Source organism: Enterobacter cloacae complex sp. P15RS (genome assembly GCF_014895905.1).
Taxonomy (GTDB): domain Bacteria; phylum Pseudomonadota; class Gammaproteobacteria; order Enterobacterales; family Enterobacteriaceae; genus Enterobacter; species Enterobacter quasihormaechei.
The window spans coordinates 114,079-131,259 of the sequence record NZ_JADBQL010000022.1 but is presented as its reverse complement, the minus strand read 5'-3'; the positions used below and the strand labels follow the sequence as shown (position 1 = coordinate 131,259).

Below are 17,181 nucleotides of genomic sequence, written 5' to 3'. Positions count from 1 at the left end.
ATGTGGAATATCTGGCCGTTTGGCCGTAAGTCTGAACCCTCCGAACAGCGCAGTATGACCATTGATGAGTGGCTGGCGATGGCAGGGATTCCAAATACCGGATCAGGCGAGTATGTGTCTGCGGGTACTGCGGAATCTCTGCCGGCGGTCATGAACGCCGTATCAGTTATCAGTGAGGCGGTGGCAACAATGCCCTGCTATCTCTACCGCGTCCGTAATGATAATGGTCGTGAGGCGCGAGAATGGCTGAGTAATCATCCGGTGGATTTTCTGCTGAACGAGCAGCCGAACGACTGCCAGACGCCTTATCAGTTTAAACGCACGATGATGCGCCATTGTCTGCTGAATGGTAACGCCTATGCGGTGATCCAGTGGGGCCGCGACGGTCAGCCGCAATCCCTGCACCCGTATGCTCCGGGGGCGGTTGTTCCTGAGCGTATCGGCCAGCATAAGTACAAATACACCGTTACAGAGCCGTTTACCGGGGCTGTGCGCACCTATCTACAGGAAGAGATTCTGCACCTGCGTTACTCCACCGATGATGGTTTTCTGGGGCGTTCGCCTATCACCGTCTGCCGTGAGGCGCTGGGGTTAGGGCTGGCCCAGCAGCGCCACGGTGCCAGCATTATGAAAGATGGCATGATGGCGGCGGGTGTGGTGATCACTAAAGAGTGGCTCGACAGCGTGAAGGGCAAACAGGCAATGGATGCTCTGGAGCGCTACAAAGGGGCCAAAAACGCCGGGAAAACGCCGATCCTTGAAGGGGGGATGGACTACAAGCAGCTTGGCATGAGCAATCAGGATGCTGAATGGCTGGCCTCCCGTCGCTTCACCATCGAAGACATTGCCCGCATGTTCAACGTGTCGCCTATTTTCCTCCAGGAATACAGCAACAGCACCTACAGCAACTTTAGTGAAGCGAGCCGCGCATTCCTCACCATGACGATGCGCCCGTGGCTGGCGAACTTCGAACAACAAATCAAATCTGCGCTGCTGGTGGCCTCTCCGGTTCCGGGAACCCGCTATCAGGTGGAGTTTGACTCCGCTGACCTTCTCCGCGCCACGCCAACCGAACGCTACGCCACTTATGAGCGCGGCATTAAGAACGGGATTATGAACCCGAACGAAGCCCGTGAACGTGAGGGGATGCCGCCGCGTGAAGGTGGTGACGAATTCAGCCAGGCATGGAAGCAGGAAGTGAAGATCAGCAAAGACGGTAAGGAAGGTGACGAATGAGAGCCGGAAAGATGAAACGCCGCGTTACCTTTCAAAAGTCTGAATCTCACCGCGACCCGACTGGTCAGGTTATCTATGAATGGGCTGACCTTGCCACCGTCTGGGCTGAAATTCGTGCTATCAGCGGGCGTGAGCGCATGTCTTCCGGGGCGCTTTACTCCGAAGCCACTGTGCGAATCTGGACGCGCTACCGCGACGATATCACCACCGCAAACCGCATTCTGTACCGCTCGCCAAACGTCAGGGGGCAGGTTTACGGCATCGTGGCCGTCATTCCTGATGTGGATCACACCCGGCTTGAGCTGCTGTGTAAGGGAGGCATTTTCAATGAGTGAGTTAATCGAACTCGAAGAAGCAAAGCTGCATTGCCGTATTGATGATGATTATGAAGACACACTGATACAGGCGTACATAGAAGCGGCGCTGGAGGTCTGCCAGAAGCATATCGGTAAGCGATTTGATAACGGTCTGGAGTTCACCCCTGCTATCAAGATCGGCTGTCTGATGTACGTCTCTCAGCTGTACGAGTACCGCACGATGATTGGTGATACCGACGCCAAAGAGATACCGATGGCTGTCTCTGCGTTGTGGTCTGTCTACCGAGATGTCGGGGTGTACTGATGCCGTGGCAACCAATGCGCCGGTGCACTGAGCCGGGATGTAATAAGCGGGTGAAGTCCGGCAAGTGTGATGAGCATAAGCGGGATGCCCGCCGACAAAGCGACAGCCGAAGAGGTACACGAACAGAGCGTGGTTACTCCAACCGCTGGGGCGAATACCGTCGTCATTTTCTGAAAGCTAATCCGCTGTGTGTCCACTGTCTCAAGGCTGGCGTCTATACATCGGCAACTATCGTCGATCACATCATCCCTATCGAGGGTGAGGCCGATGTGCTGTTCTGGCCCGCCAGTAATCACCAGTCGTTATGTGCTGCCTGTCATGGCCGGAAGACAACTACAACAGACCCGGTGACTAAGCAGCAGCGTAAAGCCGGTAAGTTCCGTGAGCAGGAGGAAGCAGCACGTCATCGCACCGACTGGATCTATGAGGCAAACAATGACTGAGCAGGAACAGCAGCGCCTGATTAGTGGGCTGATAAAGCAGCGCGAGGCATGGCAACCAGCCAGACAGAGAGCGCGCACGAAGCCCGTAGCAAAGCGCATGAGCCAGCGTGACCGGGAGCTTATGGAATGCTTCCGCAACCGCTGACAGTGCGCATGGACGGGGTGGGGGAGGTTTTTAGGACAAACCCCTCCGGGCGAGGAACCACCCGCCCCCTCAAATTTTTACGCACGGTAATTTTTTTGAAAATAAAACAGACAGGAAAACAGTAAGTTATGGCAAGACCACCCAAACCGCCCGCCTACCTTGATGAAATCGCGGCGCAGCAGTGGAAAGCAAAGGCGAAGCAGCTGGCGGAGCGCGGGGATCTGACGCCTGCCGACTGGAACAATCTTGAGCTGTACTGCGTCAACTACTCGATGTACCGCAAAGCCGTGGAAGACCTTGCCACGCGGGGGTTCAGCATTGTGAACAGCCAGGGCGGTGAGAGCCGTAACCCGGCACTGAGCGCAAAAGCGGATGCCGAAAAAATTCTCATAAAAATGTCGTCGCTGCTGGGCTTTGATCCGGTAAGCCGCCGCCGTAATCCGATAGAAACGGAAGAGGAGGACGATCTTGACCGTCTGGAATGATTACGCAAACGCCATTAAATCCGGTGAAATTCCGGCCTGTAAGCGCGTAAAACAGGCCGTTGAAAGGTACTTTTCAGACCTGAATGACCCCCGTTTTGAGTTCGATACGGCGACCGTAGAACGGTTTATTGCGTTCTCCCGGCTCTGTCCGCACGTCAAAGGCCCGCTCCGGGGCCAGCCTATCGAGCTGGAACCGTGGCAACAGTTCGCCTTTGCTAACCTGCTGGGCTTTAAGGTCAGGGAGTCAGGACGCCGGAAATACAGCAGCGCCTTCATTGAGGTTCCACGCAAGAATGCTAAATCCACTGTGGCCGCCATGCTGGCTAACTGGTTTCTGGTGATGGAAAAGGGCCAGCAGGATATCTACACGGCGGCGGTGAGCCGGGATCAGGCCCGAATCGTGTTCGACGATGCCCGCCAGATGTGCCTGCTGTCAAAACCGCTGAAAAAGCGCGTCAATATTCAGGCGCATAAGGTCATTTTCCCGAAGAGCAACAGCCTGTTAAAGCCGCTGGCGGCGAAAGCGGCCACCATTGAAGGAACTAACCCCAGCCTGGCAATTGTCGATGAATACCACCTTCACCCGGATAACGGCGTTTATTCCGCACTTGAGCTGGGTATGGGCGCACGTCCTGAGGCGATTTTGTTCGCCATCACGACCGCCGGGAGTAACGTTGTCTCTGCCTGTAAACAGCACTATGACTACTGCTGCCAGATTCTGGCCGGGGAAGAGAGCAACGATTCGCTGTTTGTCCTGATCTACGAGCTGGACGACGAAAGCGAGGTTGAGCAGCCGGAAATGTGGATCAAGGCTAACCCTAACCTGCATGTGTCCGTTGACGCGGCGAAACTGGAGTCCACTATCCAGAAAGCGCGGGGCATACCGTCGCAGTGGGTCGAAATGCTGACCAAACGTTTCAATATCTGGTGTCAGGGTTCCACTCCGTGGATGGGTGCCGGCGCATGGGATGCCTGCCAACTCGACTACGAAGAAAAAGACCTCGCCGGAATGGAGTGCTACGCCGGATTTGACCTGTCCTCTACCAGCGACATCACCAGCGTGAGCTACGCGTTCCCGTTCGACAGGGAGATCCGCCTGCTGACCCGTCATTATCTGCCGGAAGCCCAGCTACTTAACGTCGCCAACAAAAACCGCGCCATCTACCGCCAGTGGGTGAAAGCGGGCTGGATACGCACCACCCCCGGCGACTGTATCGACTATGACCGCATCCGTGACGATATTCTGCGCGACGCTGAAACCTTCAATATCAGGCTGGTGGGTTTCGATACGTGGAACGCCACGCATCTGCGCACCCAGCTGCAGGGGGCGGGGCTTGATGTGGAGCCATTCCCGCAAACCTATCTCAAATTCAGTCCGGTAGCGAAATCCTTTGAGGTGTTCGTTAATCGCAGAGTGGTGCGCCACCGTGGCGATCCGGTTCTGGCCTGGGCGATTGGTAACGTGGTGATGGAGTCCGACGCTAACGCCAACATTAAGCCCAATAAAAAGAAATCCTCCAACAAGATAGACCCGGCGGTCTCTGCACTAATGGCATTCGGCACATTCCAGGCTGAGCATGAGGATTTTGCTTTCGATATGAGCGACAGCCATAAACAACGGCTGGCGACATTTAACGGTATCTGACAGGAGTAAAACGATGAATACAGCTAACAATGAAACACTTGCTACCATCCGTATGTTTGGCCCGCTCGGCAAGACATTCGGTAGAACTCACCAGCGCCTGGTACGGACTACGCATGAGGCTTTCCGGGCTCTTGCCGTAACGATTCCCGGGTTCGAAAAATACATGAATTCAAGCAGGGCTCGTGGTTTAACGTATGCAATTTATGTCGGGAAAAAGAACATTGGAGCAGATGACCTGGAGTTTCCGAACAATGGGCGCGAGATTCATATCGTGCCTGTGTTAATCGGCAGCAAAAAAGCAGGGGTACTGCAAACTATTCTCGGCGCGGTGCTGGTAGTGGTAGGGGCAATTGGGGTTACGGTGGGGCAGGCTTGGGGCGGTGGTACATGGGGGCCGGTTGCATGGAAGCTTGGCGCAGCCATGATTGCTGGTGGAATTGTGCAAATGCTATCTCCTCAGCCCACGGGCTTGGCCAGCAAACAGGATGCCGATAATAAGGCTTCATACGCATTTGGTGGCGTTACTAATACTGCTGCGCAAGGTTATCCGGTACCATTGCTTTACGGTAAGCGCCGTATCGGCGGTGCAATAATCTCAGCAGGTATCTATGTGGAGGATCAACTTTGACAAATCAGGCGCAACTCTGGCCGGAAGGTGAGATTTTTACCCGAGAGGTATTTATCCCGACTAAGTACGATCCATTGCCGGTGCTGGTGACTTACATCGTACCTCCGTTCGATATCGTTGTTGAAACTTGGCAAAACAAAGACCCGGCGAAGTCATATGCACTGTTTCGACAGTTTATTGTTGACTGGGATCAGCAGGACAAACTCACTGACGACATTCTGATATCTTTTCTGGTGGGTTATCCTGGTACTGACGAGGCTATTTTTTCCGGATGGTGTAAGTATATGAATGAGGCACTGATTGAAAACGAACATTTGTTTTCAGTACGCAGTCAGGCTATCAACTGATGAGCATCATCTTAAAGCAAGAGACCCCAAACAAGAAGGAGGGGGCATGAGTGAGTACGACGATGATTATGATTTTTGGATCAAGAATAGAAAAACCATTACGGAACAACGCTTGCATCCAAACCACTGGTTTAACAGAGCATCGGACTTAAGAGCTTCGGCGCATGTTTTATGGATATCGATGGAGTCAAAAGATATTCAACAGAAAATGGGGTATGGCGGTGGATTCTCGCTTGAGGTTGCGTGTAATCCCGTTTACCACATGCTTTGTGGGTTAGCTTTAGAATTAATCATGAAAGCAGTAGTTGTCCAGCGTTCAAAAAAAGTTCCCGGGATACATGATTTGAATCATTTGGCTAATTTGGCGGAGATATCGGTTAATCCAAAGAGAAAAGAATTACTGAAATTTTATACTGCCGCCATCGTTTGGACTGGCCGTTACCCTGTCCCAGTTAAATGTGATGATGAAAAATTAAAAGATTATTGGTCATTAGCCACAAGTGTACTCACCGATAGAGTCAAAGGGCATGGCAATTTGAATATTCGAAAAAGGAATGGGGCTGCTGATTGGGACAAATTCCAAGCTTTATTTAACGAGATTGCGGATGAGTTTGACTTCAATTAGTTCAATTGGGTGTCATATCCCCCCGAAGGGGGCCCGGCAAAAGCCGGGCCGGGCTTGTTACGCTGTCTTTACTTAAGCATGTACACTAAAACAATACATGCTGTCACCACAGCTAATGGGCCTAAACCTATGTTGCCGAGGGCAATGATTAAACCAGTAATGGCAATCACGCGTGCTGACAGCAGGTCTGAGCCCTTTATGTACTGATTCATTGAATCTCTCCACAAAGGTCCTTACCGTCTCTTACAGAGTTGGGAGTAAGGTGTTCAGACCCGTAGCGCTTTTTTTCTTAGGACATCTTTCCAGTGAAAGTGGCCGCTACGACCCAACTGGACGTTTAGGCTTTTCAGCCAAATCATTACTCGATGATACCTAGTCGAAGTATCCTATAGGTATCCTAGAGAATTTCTGAATAACTAACTATAGCGTAAGTCATTGAAAATTTGGTGGCCCCTGCTGGACTTGAACCAGCGACCAAGCGATTATGAGTCGCCTGCTCTAACCACTGAGCTAAGGGGCCGTGGCGGTGAATTATAAAGTAACTCCCCTCAGCAATCCAGCCATTCGCACCTGCCTGCTGTTTTTATAAACAATGCATAATCAATCCTTTATACTTATCTTATGATGCATAAACAGGAGTAGAGATGATTAACGATATTCTGGCCCCTGGCCTGCGGGTGGTGTTCTGCGGTATCAATCCGGGCAAGTCATCGGCGCACACCGGTTTTCACTTTGCTCATCCGGGAAATCGCTTCTGGAAGGTGATCCATCAGGCCGGTTTTACCGAAAAACAGCTTAAGCCGGAAGAAGAGCAGCAGCTGCTGGATACGCGCTGCGGTATCACCATGCTGGTCGAGCGACCCACGGTGCAGGCAAGCGAAGTGAATCTGCATGAGCTGCGCACCGGCGGGCGGGAACTGGTGAAGAAGATTGAAGACTATCAGCCCGCAGCGCTGGCGATCCTCGGCAAGCAGGCCTACGAGCAGGCGTTCAGCCAGCGCGGTGCTCAGTGGGGTAAGCAAAACATTACTATTGGCGTAACGCAGGTGTGGGTGCTGCCGAATCCGAGCGGGCTGAACAGGGCGACGCTGGATAAGCTGGTGGAGGCATACCGGGAACTTGATGAGGCGCTGATGGTGCGGGGGCTTTAGAGCCTCTGCGGCCTGAGGCCCTCACCCTGGCCCTCTTCCACAGCGAGAGGGAATAAACAAAAAAAAAGCTCCCGATTGGGAGCTTTTTGCTGTTTACCTGGGTTAGTCGTCCAGGAAGCTACGCAGCACTTCAGAGCGGCTTGGGTGACGCAGCTTACGCAGCGCCTTCGCTTCGATCTGACGGATACGTTCGCGGGTAACGTCGAACTGTTTACCCACTTCTTCCAGCGTATGGTCGGTGTTCATGTCGATACCGAAACGCATACGCAGCACTTTGGCTTCACGGGCGGTCAGGCCAGCCAGAACGTCGTGCGTGGCGGCACGCAGGCTCTCGGTGGTGGCCGAGTCTAGCGGCAGCTCGAGGGTGGTATCCTCGATGAAATCACCCAGATGCGAATCTTCATCGTCACCGATTGGTGTTTCCATGGAGATAGGCTCTTTAGCGATTTTCAGCACTTTACGGATCTTGTCTTCCGGCATCAGCATGCGTTCAGCCAGCTCTTCCGGCGTCGGCTCGCGGCCCATCTCCTGCAACATCTGGCGGGAAATACGGTTGAGTTTGTTGATGGTCTCAATCATATGCACCGGAATACGGATGGTGCGCGCCTGGTCTGCAATAGAGCGGGTAATCGCCTGACGGATCCACCATGTAGCATAGGTGGAGAACTTGTAACCACGACGGTATTCAAACTTGTCTACCGCTTTCATCAGACCGATGTTGCCTTCCTGAATCAGATCCAGGAATTGCAGACCACGGTTGGTGTATTTCTTGGCGATAGAGATAACCAGACGTAAGTTCGCTTCAACCATCTCTTTCTTCGCACGGCGGGCTTTCGCTTCACCGATAGACATACGACGGTTGATGTCTTTCACCTGCTCGATGGTCAGGCCGGTCTCTTCTTCAATCTGATGCAGCTTTTGCAGGCCGCGCTGGACGTCTTCTTTCACGTCGTGCAGCTTTTCAGACCACGGCTTGTTCATCGCGATAGCGGCGTTGAACCAGGTTTCGCTGGTTTCATTGCCGGTGAAGAGGGTAATGAAGTTCTTCTTCGGCATTTTGCACTGTTCAACGCACAGCTTCATGATGATGCGTTCCTGGGTACGTACGCGATCCATCATCACGCGCATGCTGTTAACCAGGTAGTCGAACTGTTTTGGCACCAGGCGGAACTGCTTGAACACTTCAGACAGTTTCAGGATCTCTTCCTGAGCGGCGGCATGGCTGCGGCCTTTCGCTTTGATGGTGTCACGCGTCACTTCGTACTGGGTACGCAGCTCGGCAAACTTCTCTCGCGCCAGTTCCGGGTCGATGCTGTTGTCGTCGTCGCTGCTGTCGTCGTCTTCTTCTTCATCTTCGTCTTCGTCGTCATCCATCTCTTCCTGAGACAGCTCAGAACCGACGTGAGTGGCGGTTGGCGCCATATCTTCTTCAGCGTTCGGGTCGACAAAGCCAGTGATCAGATCGGACAGACGCGCTTCTTCCGCTTCAACGCGATCGTACTGCTCCAGCAGATAGGTAATCGCTTCCGGGTATTCGGCAACAGAGCACTGAACCTGGTTGATCCCGTCTTCGATGCGTTTTGCGATGTCAATTTCGCCTTCGCGGGTCAACAGTTCAACGGTACCCATTTCGCGCATGTACATGCGGACCGGGTCAGTGGTACGCCCGATTTCAGATTCCACGCTGGACAGGACCTGTGCAGCAGCTTCTTCCGCATCTTCGTCAGTGTTGTTGGAGGTTTCAGCCAGCAACAGATCATCGGCATCCGGTGCTTCTTCCATCACCTGAATGCCCATGTCATTGATCATTTGGATGATATCTTCGATCTGATCTGAATCGACGATATCTTCCGGCAGATGGTCATTGACCTCGGCATAGGTCAGATAGCCTTGCTCCTTACCGCGTTGGACAAGAAGTTTCAGCTGTGACTGCGGGTTTTGCTCCATAAGACGGTATCCACACTTAATTCGTTTGATTGGTGTCGGCGATGAGGCTGCCAACCTTTAAAGCGAGGGCGTACTTATATTTTTGCCGCTGCCTCTCAGTGCGGCTGCCGGGGGCTTCCCGATCGATATTCGGCACTTAAGCCGTTAAATTTTTTATTTCTTCGCCAGTTCCTGGTTAATCATCCAGAGCTCCCGGCGTTCTTCGCTGCTTAAGCCATGGGTGCGCTCGCGAGCTATCAACTCTTCCTGGCGCAGCTCAAGCATCGAATCAAACATATGGTTGAGTGAGTCGGTGAACGTTTTTTCTGCGATATCCTTATCTGCTATATCGTCCCACATCGACAGTTTTTCAAGGGTAGCGGCCTCTTTTGTGCCGCGATAATGCTCTAAAAGTTGTCCGGTGGTCAGACCTGGCTGAGACAAACAAGTGTTGACCAATTCTGAAAATAAGCCAAGTCCGGGCAATTTTTCGTGGTTCAAACCCGCCAGCGACGGCACTTGCGGAGCAAGTTCGGGGTTTTGCACCAGTAACCCTATCAGTATACGCATGGTTGTGCGTTTTAGCTGAGGCGCCGGACGTGCCGTACCGTTTTCAGCCTGCTTTGGCATTAAACGTTCAAGCTGGCTGTCGTCCAGTATGCCGAGCTTGTTGCCTAGCTCCTGTCGCAGATAGATGCGCAGCGTTTCGCCGGGCACCTGGCTGATTAACGGCAGCGCCAGCGTACTGAGCCGCGCGCGCCCGTCCGGGGTACTCAAATCCACCTGCGGCATCAGGCTGTTAAACAGAAACGTGGAGAGCGGCTGTGCCTGCTCCATCCGTGCTTCAAATGCCGCTTTGCCCTCTTTACGCACCAGCGTATCCGGGTCTTCACCGTCGGGCAGGAACATAAAGCGTAACTGACGACCGTCGGTCATGTACGGCAGCGCGGTTTCCAGCGCGCGCCAGGCCGCGTCGCGTCCTGCGCGGTCACCGTCGTAGCAGCAAATCACGTTGTTGGTGACGCGAAACAGCAGCTGGATATGGTCCGCCGTAGTGGACGTACCCAGTGACGCAACGGCATAGTTAATGTCGTACTGCGCCAGCGCAACGACGTCCATATAACCTTCGACGACCAGAAGCCGCGGAGGTTCCGCATTTTCCTGCTGCGCTTCATAAAGACCGTACAGCTGGCGGCCCTTATGGAAAATATCGGTTTCCGGGGAGTTGAGGTATTTCGGCAGGGCATCACCCAGCACGCGACCACCAAAACCGATCACCCGGCCACGCTTGTCGCGGATCGGGAACATCACCCGTTCACGGAAGCGGTCGTAGCTTCGTCCCTGGTCGTTGGTGACCAGCATGCCTGCGTCGATGAGGGATTTACGATCTTCGCTATTGCCGCCAAAACGCTTTAACACGTTGTCCCAGCCGGGCGGGGCGTAACCAATAGCGAAACGCGCAATCACATCGTCGCTCAGTCCGCGCTTGTTCAGATACTGACGCGCAGGCTCAGCCGCAGAGTGCTTAAGAGACTGTTGATAAAACGAATTCAGGCCATCCATCAGTTGATACAGCGTTTGCCGCTGATGGCGCTCGATCTGACTTGGCCCACTGCCCGCTTCATACGGCACTTCAAGGTTATGCATCGCCGCCAGCTCTTCAACGGTTTCAACGAACTCGAGCTTGTCGTAGTTCATCAAAAAATCGACGGCATTACCGTGTGCGCCACAGCCGAAGCAATGGTAGAACTGCTTTTCACCGTTTACGGTGAAAGAGGGGGTTTTTTCGTTATGGAACGGACAGCACGCATGGTAGTTCTTGCCCTGCTTTTTTAGCTTCACCCGCGCGTCGATGAGATCGACGATGTCGGTTCTGGCAAGCAGGTCATTGATGAAAACGCGTGGGATTCTTCCGGCCATATGCCCCAAAAATTTAAGCGACTTATAAACGAAAACAAGCCGCGCATTCCTTCCGGAAGCACGGCCTTACGACTACAACTCTGTCTGTCAATTGAGGGCGTTGGCCCTCAACAGATTAGTACAGACGAGTACGGCGTGCGTTTTCGCGAGCCAGTTTCTTCGCGTGACGTTTCACAGCGGAAGCTTTAGCGCGCTTACGTTCGGTCGTTGGTTTTTCATAAAACTCACGACGACGAACTTCAGCCAGAACACCTGCTTTCTCGCATGAACGTTTGAAGCGACGCAGTGCTACGTCGAACGGCTCGTTTTCACGTACTTTAATTACCGGCATGTAACTCTCACCTTTAATAAATTCGGTTTGCCGCTGGCATCAACGCCAGCTTATTTCAAAATGGTGCGGAATTTTACTGCAAATGCTGCTGCTTTGTAAAGCACCGATGCGATTTTGAAAGGGACTTTAATAAGGGTGAGGAGTATACACGAGGCTTCTTCCTGGGGCGAACAAAGTTTTACAACAATCCGCCCAGGCTCTACACTGCGCGGTATTGAAACGAGGTAAAACAAGTCATGCGTGTACTGGGTATTGAAACATCCTGCGATGAAACCGGCATCGCCATTTACGACGACGAAAAAGGGCTTCTGGCCAACCAGCTGTATAGTCAGGTGAAATTGCACGCTGACTACGGCGGCGTCGTGCCTGAACTGGCCTCTCGTGACCACGTGCGTAAGACGGTTCCCCTGATTCAGGCGGCGCTGAAAGAGGCCGGGTTGAGTGCAAAAGATATTGATGCCGTAGCCTATACCGCAGGGCCGGGCCTGGTCGGTGCGCTGCTGGTCGGCGCAACGGTAGGGCGTTCGCTGGCCTTCGCGTGGGACGTTCCCGCCATTCCGGTTCACCACATGGAAGGGCATCTTCTGGCGCCGATGCTGGAAGACAATCCGCCCGAGTTCCCGTTTGTGGCGCTGCTGGTTTCCGGCGGGCATACCCAGCTGATTAGCGTAACGGGTATTGGCAAGTACGAGCTGCTGGGGGAATCGATCGACGACGCCACCGGTGAAGCCTTCGATAAAACCGCCAAGCTGCTGGGCCTGGATTACCCGGGCGGCCCGATGCTCTCTAAAATGGCGTCGCAGGGAACGGAAGGGCGCTTTGTTTTCCCGCGTCCGATGACCGACCGTCCGGGGCTGGATTTCAGCTTCTCCGGGCTGAAAACCTTCGCGGCGAACACCATCCGCAATAACGACGACAGCGAGCAGACCCGCGCCGACATCGCCCGCGCGTTTGAAGACGCGGTGGTGGATACGCTGATGATTAAGTGCAAGCGCGCGCTGGATCAGACCGGGTTTAAGCGCCTGGTGATGGCGGGCGGCGTCAGCGCCAACCGTACGCTGCGCGCGAAGCTCGCCGAAATGATGCAAAAGCGTCGCGGGGAAGTGTTCTATGCGCGTCCGGAATTCTGTACCGATAACGGGGCGATGATCGCCTACGCCGGGATGGTGCGCCTGAACGCCGGCGCCACGGCTGACCTGAGCGTGTCCGTCCGTCCGCGCTGGCCGCTGGCGGAACTGCCGGAGGCGTGAGTTTTTTTGCCGGGCGGCACTTCGTTTGCCCGGCCTACGGTTTTGTAGGCCCGGTAAGCGCAGCGCCACCGGGCAATATCCGCACTACACCCGCAGCATCCCTTTCTCTTCCAGAAACGCAATAATCGTACCCAGACCGTCACCCGCCTTCAGGTTGGTAAACGTCCACGGGCGCTCGCCGCGCATGCGGTTGGTATCGCGCTCCATCACCTCCAGCGACGCCCCCACGTAGGGCGCAAGATCGGTTTTGTTGATCACCAGGAAATCGGATTTGGTGATCCCCGGCCCGCCCTTGCGCGGAATTTTTTCCCCTTCGGCCACGTCGATCACGTAGAGGGTCAGATCCGCCAGCTCCGGGCTGAAGGTCGCGCTCAGGTTGTCGCCGCCGCTTTCCACGAAGATCAGGTCCAGATTGCCGAACTTCTCGCTTAACGCTTCTACCGCCGCGAGGTTCATTGAGGCGTCCTCACGAATAGCGGTATGCGGGCAGCCGCCGGTCTCTACCCCCACGATGCGCTCTGGCTCAAGCGCGCCCGCTTCGGTCAGGATGCGCTGATCCTCTTTGGTGTAGATATCATTGGTCACCACCGCCAGATGGTACGTGTCGCGCATTGCCTTGCAAAGCGCTTCCAGCAGGGCGGTTTTGCCCGAGCCTACCGGGCCGCCCACGCCAACGCGCAGGGGATGTTTGTAATCAGCCATGTTGACTCCTCAGGAACGAAATAGTCGTGAATATTGGGTTTCGTGGCGCGCAGAGGCGATGGCGGACAGCGGCGTAGCGGCCCCCAGCGCGTCGTCGCTGCGTGAAAAAGCCTGTTCAAACCCGGCGGCAAAATGGTCGCTCAGGTCGATAATCAGCTGCTGTGCGGCCTGCTGCCCGAACGGCACCAGCTTGACGCCCGCCATCACCGCGCTCTCAATCCAGCTGTAGCCGAGGCTCAGCGCCAGCTCGCGCGCGCCAATTCCCCAGCGCACGCCGAGCCACGCCATGCCGCCGAGCTGGCTCTGCATCAACAGCGGCAGCCACTCTGTCGGGCAGGCGGGTTCCCAGCTTTTAACCAGCCGCGTAAAGGCCGCGCCGCGGTTGCGTTCTTCCTCGCGCAGTTCGCGCGTTTCCCGACAGGCGAGCAGGTATGCCGTCCAGCGTTTTGCTGCCGCGACGTCCTGCTGCTCGCAGGCACGGTACAGGCGGATGAACAGCGGCAGGTCGACGCAGAAAAAGCTCTGCTCCATCTGCTGGATTTGCCAGCGTCTGAACGCGTCGGCGCTGGTGATCCACCCGGCCTCGACGGCCCACTCCAGCCCCTGCGACCAGGTAAACGACCCGACCGGCAGGCTACTGCTGGAGAGCTGCATCAGGCGCAGCCACTGGCGGGCGTGCTCCATTAGCTCATCAGCGCCAGCAGGGCGGAGACAATCAGCCCGCCGCCGAAGGTTTTACGCAGACCGTCGTGGCGGCGCAGCAGCAGCCCCGCCGCGAAGCTGGTGCCCAGCACCGTCGCGCTGGCGAGCATAAAACCGCTGGTGAACAGCCAGAAGCTGTGGCCAGACATCTCCACGCCGTGCGCCCAGCCGTGGAACATCGCCAGGGCAGGCACCGCCAGCAGCAGGCGGTTTTCGGTCTTAAACATCATCACGCCGCAGACCGCCAGCGAGGCGATAATCAGCATCTCCATGCCGCTAAAGCCGCCGAGCAGGCTGCCCGCAATCGCGCCAATAAGCATCATGCCGAGGGTGGCAAACGGCAGCAGGAGCTTGCGGCCGCTCAGCGCCGAGAGCACGCCCGCGCCTGTCAGCATTAGCAGGTGATCGAGCCCGGTCAGCGGATGGAGAAAGCCGGCCTGGAAGCTGTCGGTGCCGTGTCCCGGATGGGCAAGCGCCGGAACGGAAAAGGCCAGCAATAACAAGGGTAAATACTTACGCATGATGGATCCTTAATGTGAATGGGCGTGAGAATGGCTATGGCCGTGGGCATCGCTGGCGTAAGCGCCCGCTTCCGGTTCAAACGGCAGGCTGGAGAAGGTCACCTCCAGCCCGAACTGACGCAGCATGTCGTCAAGGACGTGGTCGTGGTGGTAGCGCAGCTCGCCGGGCATAATTTGCAGCGGCACGTGACGGTTGCCCAGGTGGTAACAGGCGCGGGCGAGCAGGAACGGGTCGGTGCAGCGCACCACGGAAACCGACTCCGGAGCGGCGATCACTTCGATCACCTCGCTGCCGTCGTCGGTGGTCAGCAGATCCCCGCCGCGCAGCAGCAAACCGCGCGGCAGCATCAGCCCGGCTTCGCGACCGTCGTTCAGCGCCACGCGGGCGCGGCTTTTCACCCGCACGTCAATCGGCAGCGTGACGCTGGCGGTGATCGGGTGCGCGTGGTCCAGGCGTTGGGTTAGGTAGATCATCATCACTCCTCAGAACAGGAAATAGCGTTGCGCCATCGGCAAAACCTCTGCCGGTTCGCTGGTAATCAGTTCGCCGTCGACGCGTACCTCGTAGGTTTGCGCGTCAACGGTGATATTGGGCTGTAAATCGTTGTGGATCATGTCGGCCTTTTTCACCGTCCGGCAGCCTTTCACCACCGCGGTGGCGCTTTGCAGGTTGAGCTGCTGCGGCACGCCACTGGCATGAGCAGCCTGCGAGACAAACGTCAGCCGCGTGGCGTGGCGTGCGGCGCCCAGGGCACCAAACATCGGGCGGTAATGCACCGGCTGCGGCGTGGGGATCGAGGCGTTGATATCGCCCATCGGCGCGCAGGCGATCATCCCGCCTTTGACGATGGTGGCCGGTTTTACGCCAAAGAAGGCGGGGGACCAGACCACCAGATCCGCCAGCTTGCCTGCCTCAATCGATCCCACTTCATGGGCAATGCCGTGGGTCAGCGCCGGGTTGATGGTGTATTTGGCGACATAGCGCTTCACCCGGAAGTTGTCGTTATCGCCGGTCTCTTCCGGCAGCGCGCCGCGCTGAACCTTCATGCGGTGCGCCACCTGCCAGGTGCGGATAATCACTTCCCCCACGCGGCCCATGGCCTGCGAATCTGACGAGGTGAGCGAGAACGCGCCGATATCGTGCAGCACGTCTTCAGCGGCGATGGTCTCCCGGCGAATGCGGGATTCGGCAAACGCCACGTCCTCGGCGATATCCGGGTCAAGGTGATGGCAAACCATCAGCATGTCGAGGTGCTCGTCGATGGTGTTAACCGTGTAGGGCAGCGTTGGGTTGGTGGAGGAGGGCAGAATATTCGGGTGCGCGCAGGCGGTGATGATATCCGGCGCGTGGCCGCCACCCGCGCCTTCGGTGTGGAAGGTGTGGATGGTGCGTCCACCGATGGCCGCCAGGGTATCTTCGACAAAACCGGACTCGTTCAGCGTATCGCTGTGCAGCGCCACCTGAATGTCCATCTCTTCAGCCACCTCCAGCGAGCAGTCGATCGCCGCGGGCGTCGCGCCCCAGTCCTCGTGGATCTTAAGCCCGATGGCGCCGGCGGCGATCTGCTCGCGCAGCGCGTCCGGGTTTGAACCGTTTCCTTTGCCCAGCAGGCCAATATTCACCGGCAGCGTATCGGCGGCCTGCAACATGCGGGCGATATACCATGGCCCCGGCGTGCAGGTGGTGGCGTTCGTGCCTGCCGCGGGGCCGGTGCCGCCGCCGATCATGGTGGTGACGCCGGAAACCAGCGCCTCTTCCGCCTGCTGCGGACAGATCCAGTGAATGTGGGTGTCGATCCCGCCGGCGGTGACGATCTTCCCTTCGGCGGCGATGACTTCCGTTGCGGCACCGATCGGGATCGTCACGCCGGGCTGAATATCCGGATTTCCGGCTTTGCCGACGGCGAAGATCCGCCCGTTCTTCACGCCGATATCGGCCTTGACGATCCCCCAGTGATCGACGATCAGCGCGTTGGTGAGCACCAGATCCACGCAGTCGTCGGCGGTCATCTGCCCTTGCCCCATGCCGTCGCGGATCACTTTTCCGCCGCCGAATTTAACTTCTTCGCCGTAGATCGTGAGATCATCTTCCACTTCGATCCACAGCTCGCTGTCCGCCAGCCGCACTTTATCCCCGGTAGTGGGACCAAACATATCGGCATACGCCTGGCGTGAAATGTCAGCCATGTTTCACCTCTCCCATGACCTCGCCGCGAAAGCCAAAAATGCGCTGAGCGCCCGTCACCTGAACCAGCGTCACTTCCCGCTTCTGGCCTGGCTCGAAGCGCACGGCAGTGCCCGCCGGAATGTTCAGTCGGTAGCCCTTGGTGGCTTCCCGGTCAAACTTCAGCGCGGGGTTGACCTCGTAAAAGTGATAGTGCGATCCCACCTGGATCGGCCTGTCGCCGTGGTTTTCCACAATCACGCTTTGGGTGTCTCGCCCGACGTTAAGGGCAATGCTGCCGGACTGGATCCGGTATTCGCCTGGGATCATCACGCGCTC

The 17,181-nt window shown here is 56.2% G+C and carries 21 protein-coding genes and 1 tRNA gene; 12 read left to right on the top strand and 10 right to left on the bottom strand.

Annotated elements, in window-relative coordinates:
* The 10 genes from IM267_RS14265 (at position 1) to IM267_RS14225 (ending at position 6,175) form a co-directional block, all read left to right on the top strand.
* On the top strand, positions 1 to 1,236 hold the full coding sequence (locus IM267_RS14265; RefSeq protein WP_039274471.1) for a phage portal protein: 1,236 nt from the start codon (positions 1 to 3) through the stop codon (positions 1,234 to 1,236).
* Complete coding sequence (locus IM267_RS14260) at positions 1,233 to 1,571, top strand: phage head closure protein (RefSeq protein ID WP_023304516.1); 339 nt, start codon at positions 1,233 to 1,235, stop codon at positions 1,569 to 1,571. The genes IM267_RS14265 and IM267_RS14260 overlap by 4 nt, the downstream gene beginning before the upstream one ends.
* A complete protein-coding gene (locus tag IM267_RS14255) occupies positions 1,564 to 1,857 on the top strand; it encodes a head-tail connector protein (RefSeq protein WP_039274468.1) in 294 nt (97 codons plus the stop codon). The genes IM267_RS14260 and IM267_RS14255 overlap by 8 nt, the downstream gene beginning before the upstream one ends.
* Positions 1,857 to 2,300 (top strand): HNH endonuclease, encoded by a 444-nt coding sequence (locus IM267_RS14250; protein ID WP_039274465.1) that lies wholly within the window; start codon positions 1,857 to 1,859, stop codon positions 2,298 to 2,300. The genes IM267_RS14255 and IM267_RS14250 overlap by 1 nt, the downstream gene beginning before the upstream one ends.
* Positions 2,293 to 2,445: a hypothetical protein gene (locus IM267_RS21290; RefSeq protein WP_197347195.1), complete on the top strand. Its 153-nt coding sequence runs from the start codon at positions 2,293 to 2,295 to the stop codon at positions 2,443 to 2,445. The genes IM267_RS14250 and IM267_RS21290 overlap by 8 nt, the downstream gene beginning before the upstream one ends.
* Positions 2,446 to 2,573: 128 nt before the next feature.
* Positions 2,574 to 2,930: a phage terminase small subunit P27 family gene (locus tag IM267_RS14245; protein ID WP_039274462.1), complete on the top strand. Its 357-nt coding sequence runs from the start codon at positions 2,574 to 2,576 to the stop codon at positions 2,928 to 2,930.
* Positions 2,914 to 4,575 carry a terminase large subunit gene (locus IM267_RS14240; RefSeq protein WP_039274460.1) on the top strand — a complete coding sequence of 554 codons (1,662 nt, stop codon included), beginning with the start codon at positions 2,914 to 2,916 and terminating at the stop codon, positions 4,573 to 4,575. The genes IM267_RS14245 and IM267_RS14240 overlap by 17 nt, the downstream gene beginning before the upstream one ends.
* Before the next feature lie 13 nt (positions 4,576 to 4,588).
* Entirely contained in the window at positions 4,589 to 5,203 is a 615-nt protein-coding gene (locus IM267_RS14235; protein ID WP_039274456.1) for a tail assembly protein, read from the top strand.
* The gene (locus IM267_RS14230) at positions 5,200 to 5,550 is read left to right on the top strand and encodes a hypothetical protein (RefSeq protein ID WP_039274453.1); all 351 of its coding nucleotides are present in this window, start codon (positions 5,200 to 5,202) and stop codon (positions 5,548 to 5,550) included. Before IM267_RS14235 ends, IM267_RS14230 begins: the two co-directional genes overlap by 4 nt.
* A 46-nt stretch (positions 5,551 to 5,596) precedes the next feature.
* A complete protein-coding gene (locus IM267_RS14225) occupies positions 5,597 to 6,175 on the top strand; it encodes a hypothetical protein (RefSeq protein ID WP_045288659.1) in 579 nt (192 codons plus the stop codon).
* A 444-nt stretch (positions 6,176 to 6,619) separates the two neighbouring features.
* On the opposite strand, the gene IM267_RS14220 is transcribed toward IM267_RS14225, so the two are convergent.
* Positions 6,620 to 6,695, bottom strand: a tRNA-Ile gene (locus tag IM267_RS14220).
* Positions 6,696 to 6,819: 124 nt separating this feature from the next.
* On the opposite strand from IM267_RS14220, the gene mug reads away from it, so the two are divergent.
* Positions 6,820 to 7,326 carry a G/U mismatch-specific DNA glycosylase gene (gene mug / locus IM267_RS14215; protein ID WP_063451124.1) on the top strand — a complete coding sequence of 169 codons (507 nt, stop codon included), beginning with the start codon at positions 6,820 to 6,822 and terminating at the stop codon, positions 7,324 to 7,326.
* A 102-nt stretch (positions 7,327 to 7,428) separates the two neighbouring features.
* Here the strand turns inward: mug and rpoD are convergent, their stop codons facing one another.
* From rpoD to rpsU, 3 genes are all read right to left on the bottom strand, one after another.
* Positions 7,429 to 9,273 carry an RNA polymerase sigma factor RpoD gene (gene rpoD / locus IM267_RS14210; protein WP_006812010.1) on the bottom strand — a complete coding sequence of 615 codons (1,845 nt, stop codon included), beginning with the start codon at positions 9,271 to 9,273 and terminating at the stop codon, positions 7,429 to 7,431.
* Positions 9,274 to 9,426: 153 nt separating this feature from the next.
* Positions 9,427 to 11,172, bottom strand: a complete 1,746-nt coding sequence (dnaG, locus tag IM267_RS14205) for a DNA primase (protein WP_063867680.1) — start codon at positions 11,170 to 11,172, stop codon at positions 9,427 to 9,429.
* Between the two features lie 115 nt (positions 11,173 to 11,287).
* The gene (gene rpsU, locus IM267_RS14200; RefSeq protein ID WP_001144069.1) at positions 11,288 to 11,503 is read right to left on the bottom strand and encodes a 30S ribosomal protein S21; all 216 of its coding nucleotides are present in this window, start codon (positions 11,501 to 11,503) and stop codon (positions 11,288 to 11,290) included.
* Between the two features lie 236 nt (positions 11,504 to 11,739).
* On the opposite strand from rpsU, the gene tsaD reads away from it, so the two are divergent.
* Positions 11,740 to 12,753, top strand: a complete 1,014-nt coding sequence (gene tsaD / locus IM267_RS14195) for a tRNA (adenosine(37)-N6)-threonylcarbamoyltransferase complex transferase subunit TsaD (protein WP_193033628.1) — start codon at positions 11,740 to 11,742, stop codon at positions 12,751 to 12,753.
* An 84-nt stretch (positions 12,754 to 12,837) separates the two neighbouring features.
* Here tsaD and ureG read toward each other — a convergent pair whose 3' ends face one another.
* Genes ureG through IM267_RS14165 form a run of 6 tightly spaced genes read right to left on the bottom strand, consistent with a single transcriptional unit; the run spans position 12,838 to position 17,172 of the window.
* Complete coding sequence (gene ureG / locus IM267_RS14190) at positions 12,838 to 13,455, bottom strand: urease accessory protein UreG (RefSeq protein ID WP_063867682.1); 618 nt, start codon at positions 13,453 to 13,455, stop codon at positions 12,838 to 12,840.
* 9 nt (positions 13,456 to 13,464) lie between these two features.
* A complete protein-coding gene (locus IM267_RS14185) occupies positions 13,465 to 14,139 on the bottom strand; it encodes an urease accessory protein UreF (RefSeq protein ID WP_107533848.1) in 675 nt (224 codons plus the stop codon).
* Complete coding sequence (locus tag IM267_RS14180) at positions 14,139 to 14,678, bottom strand: HupE/UreJ family protein (protein WP_193033627.1); 540 nt, start codon at positions 14,676 to 14,678, stop codon at positions 14,139 to 14,141. Before IM267_RS14180 ends, IM267_RS14185 begins: the two co-directional genes overlap by 1 nt.
* A 9-nt stretch (positions 14,679 to 14,687) precedes the next feature.
* A complete protein-coding gene (gene ureE, locus IM267_RS14175) occupies positions 14,688 to 15,152 on the bottom strand; it encodes an urease accessory protein UreE (RefSeq protein WP_063867688.1) in 465 nt (154 codons plus the stop codon).
* A gap of 9 nt (positions 15,153 to 15,161) precedes the next feature.
* The gene (ureC, locus tag IM267_RS14170; protein ID WP_193033626.1) at positions 15,162 to 16,865 is read right to left on the bottom strand and encodes an urease subunit alpha; all 1,704 of its coding nucleotides are present in this window, start codon (positions 16,863 to 16,865) and stop codon (positions 15,162 to 15,164) included.
* On the bottom strand, positions 16,858 to 17,172 hold the full coding sequence (locus IM267_RS14165; RefSeq protein WP_063451131.1) for an urease subunit beta: 315 nt from the start codon (positions 17,170 to 17,172) through the stop codon (positions 16,858 to 16,860). The genes ureC and IM267_RS14165 overlap by 8 nt, the downstream gene beginning before the upstream one ends.
* Positions 17,173 to 17,181 lie beyond the last annotated feature (9 nt).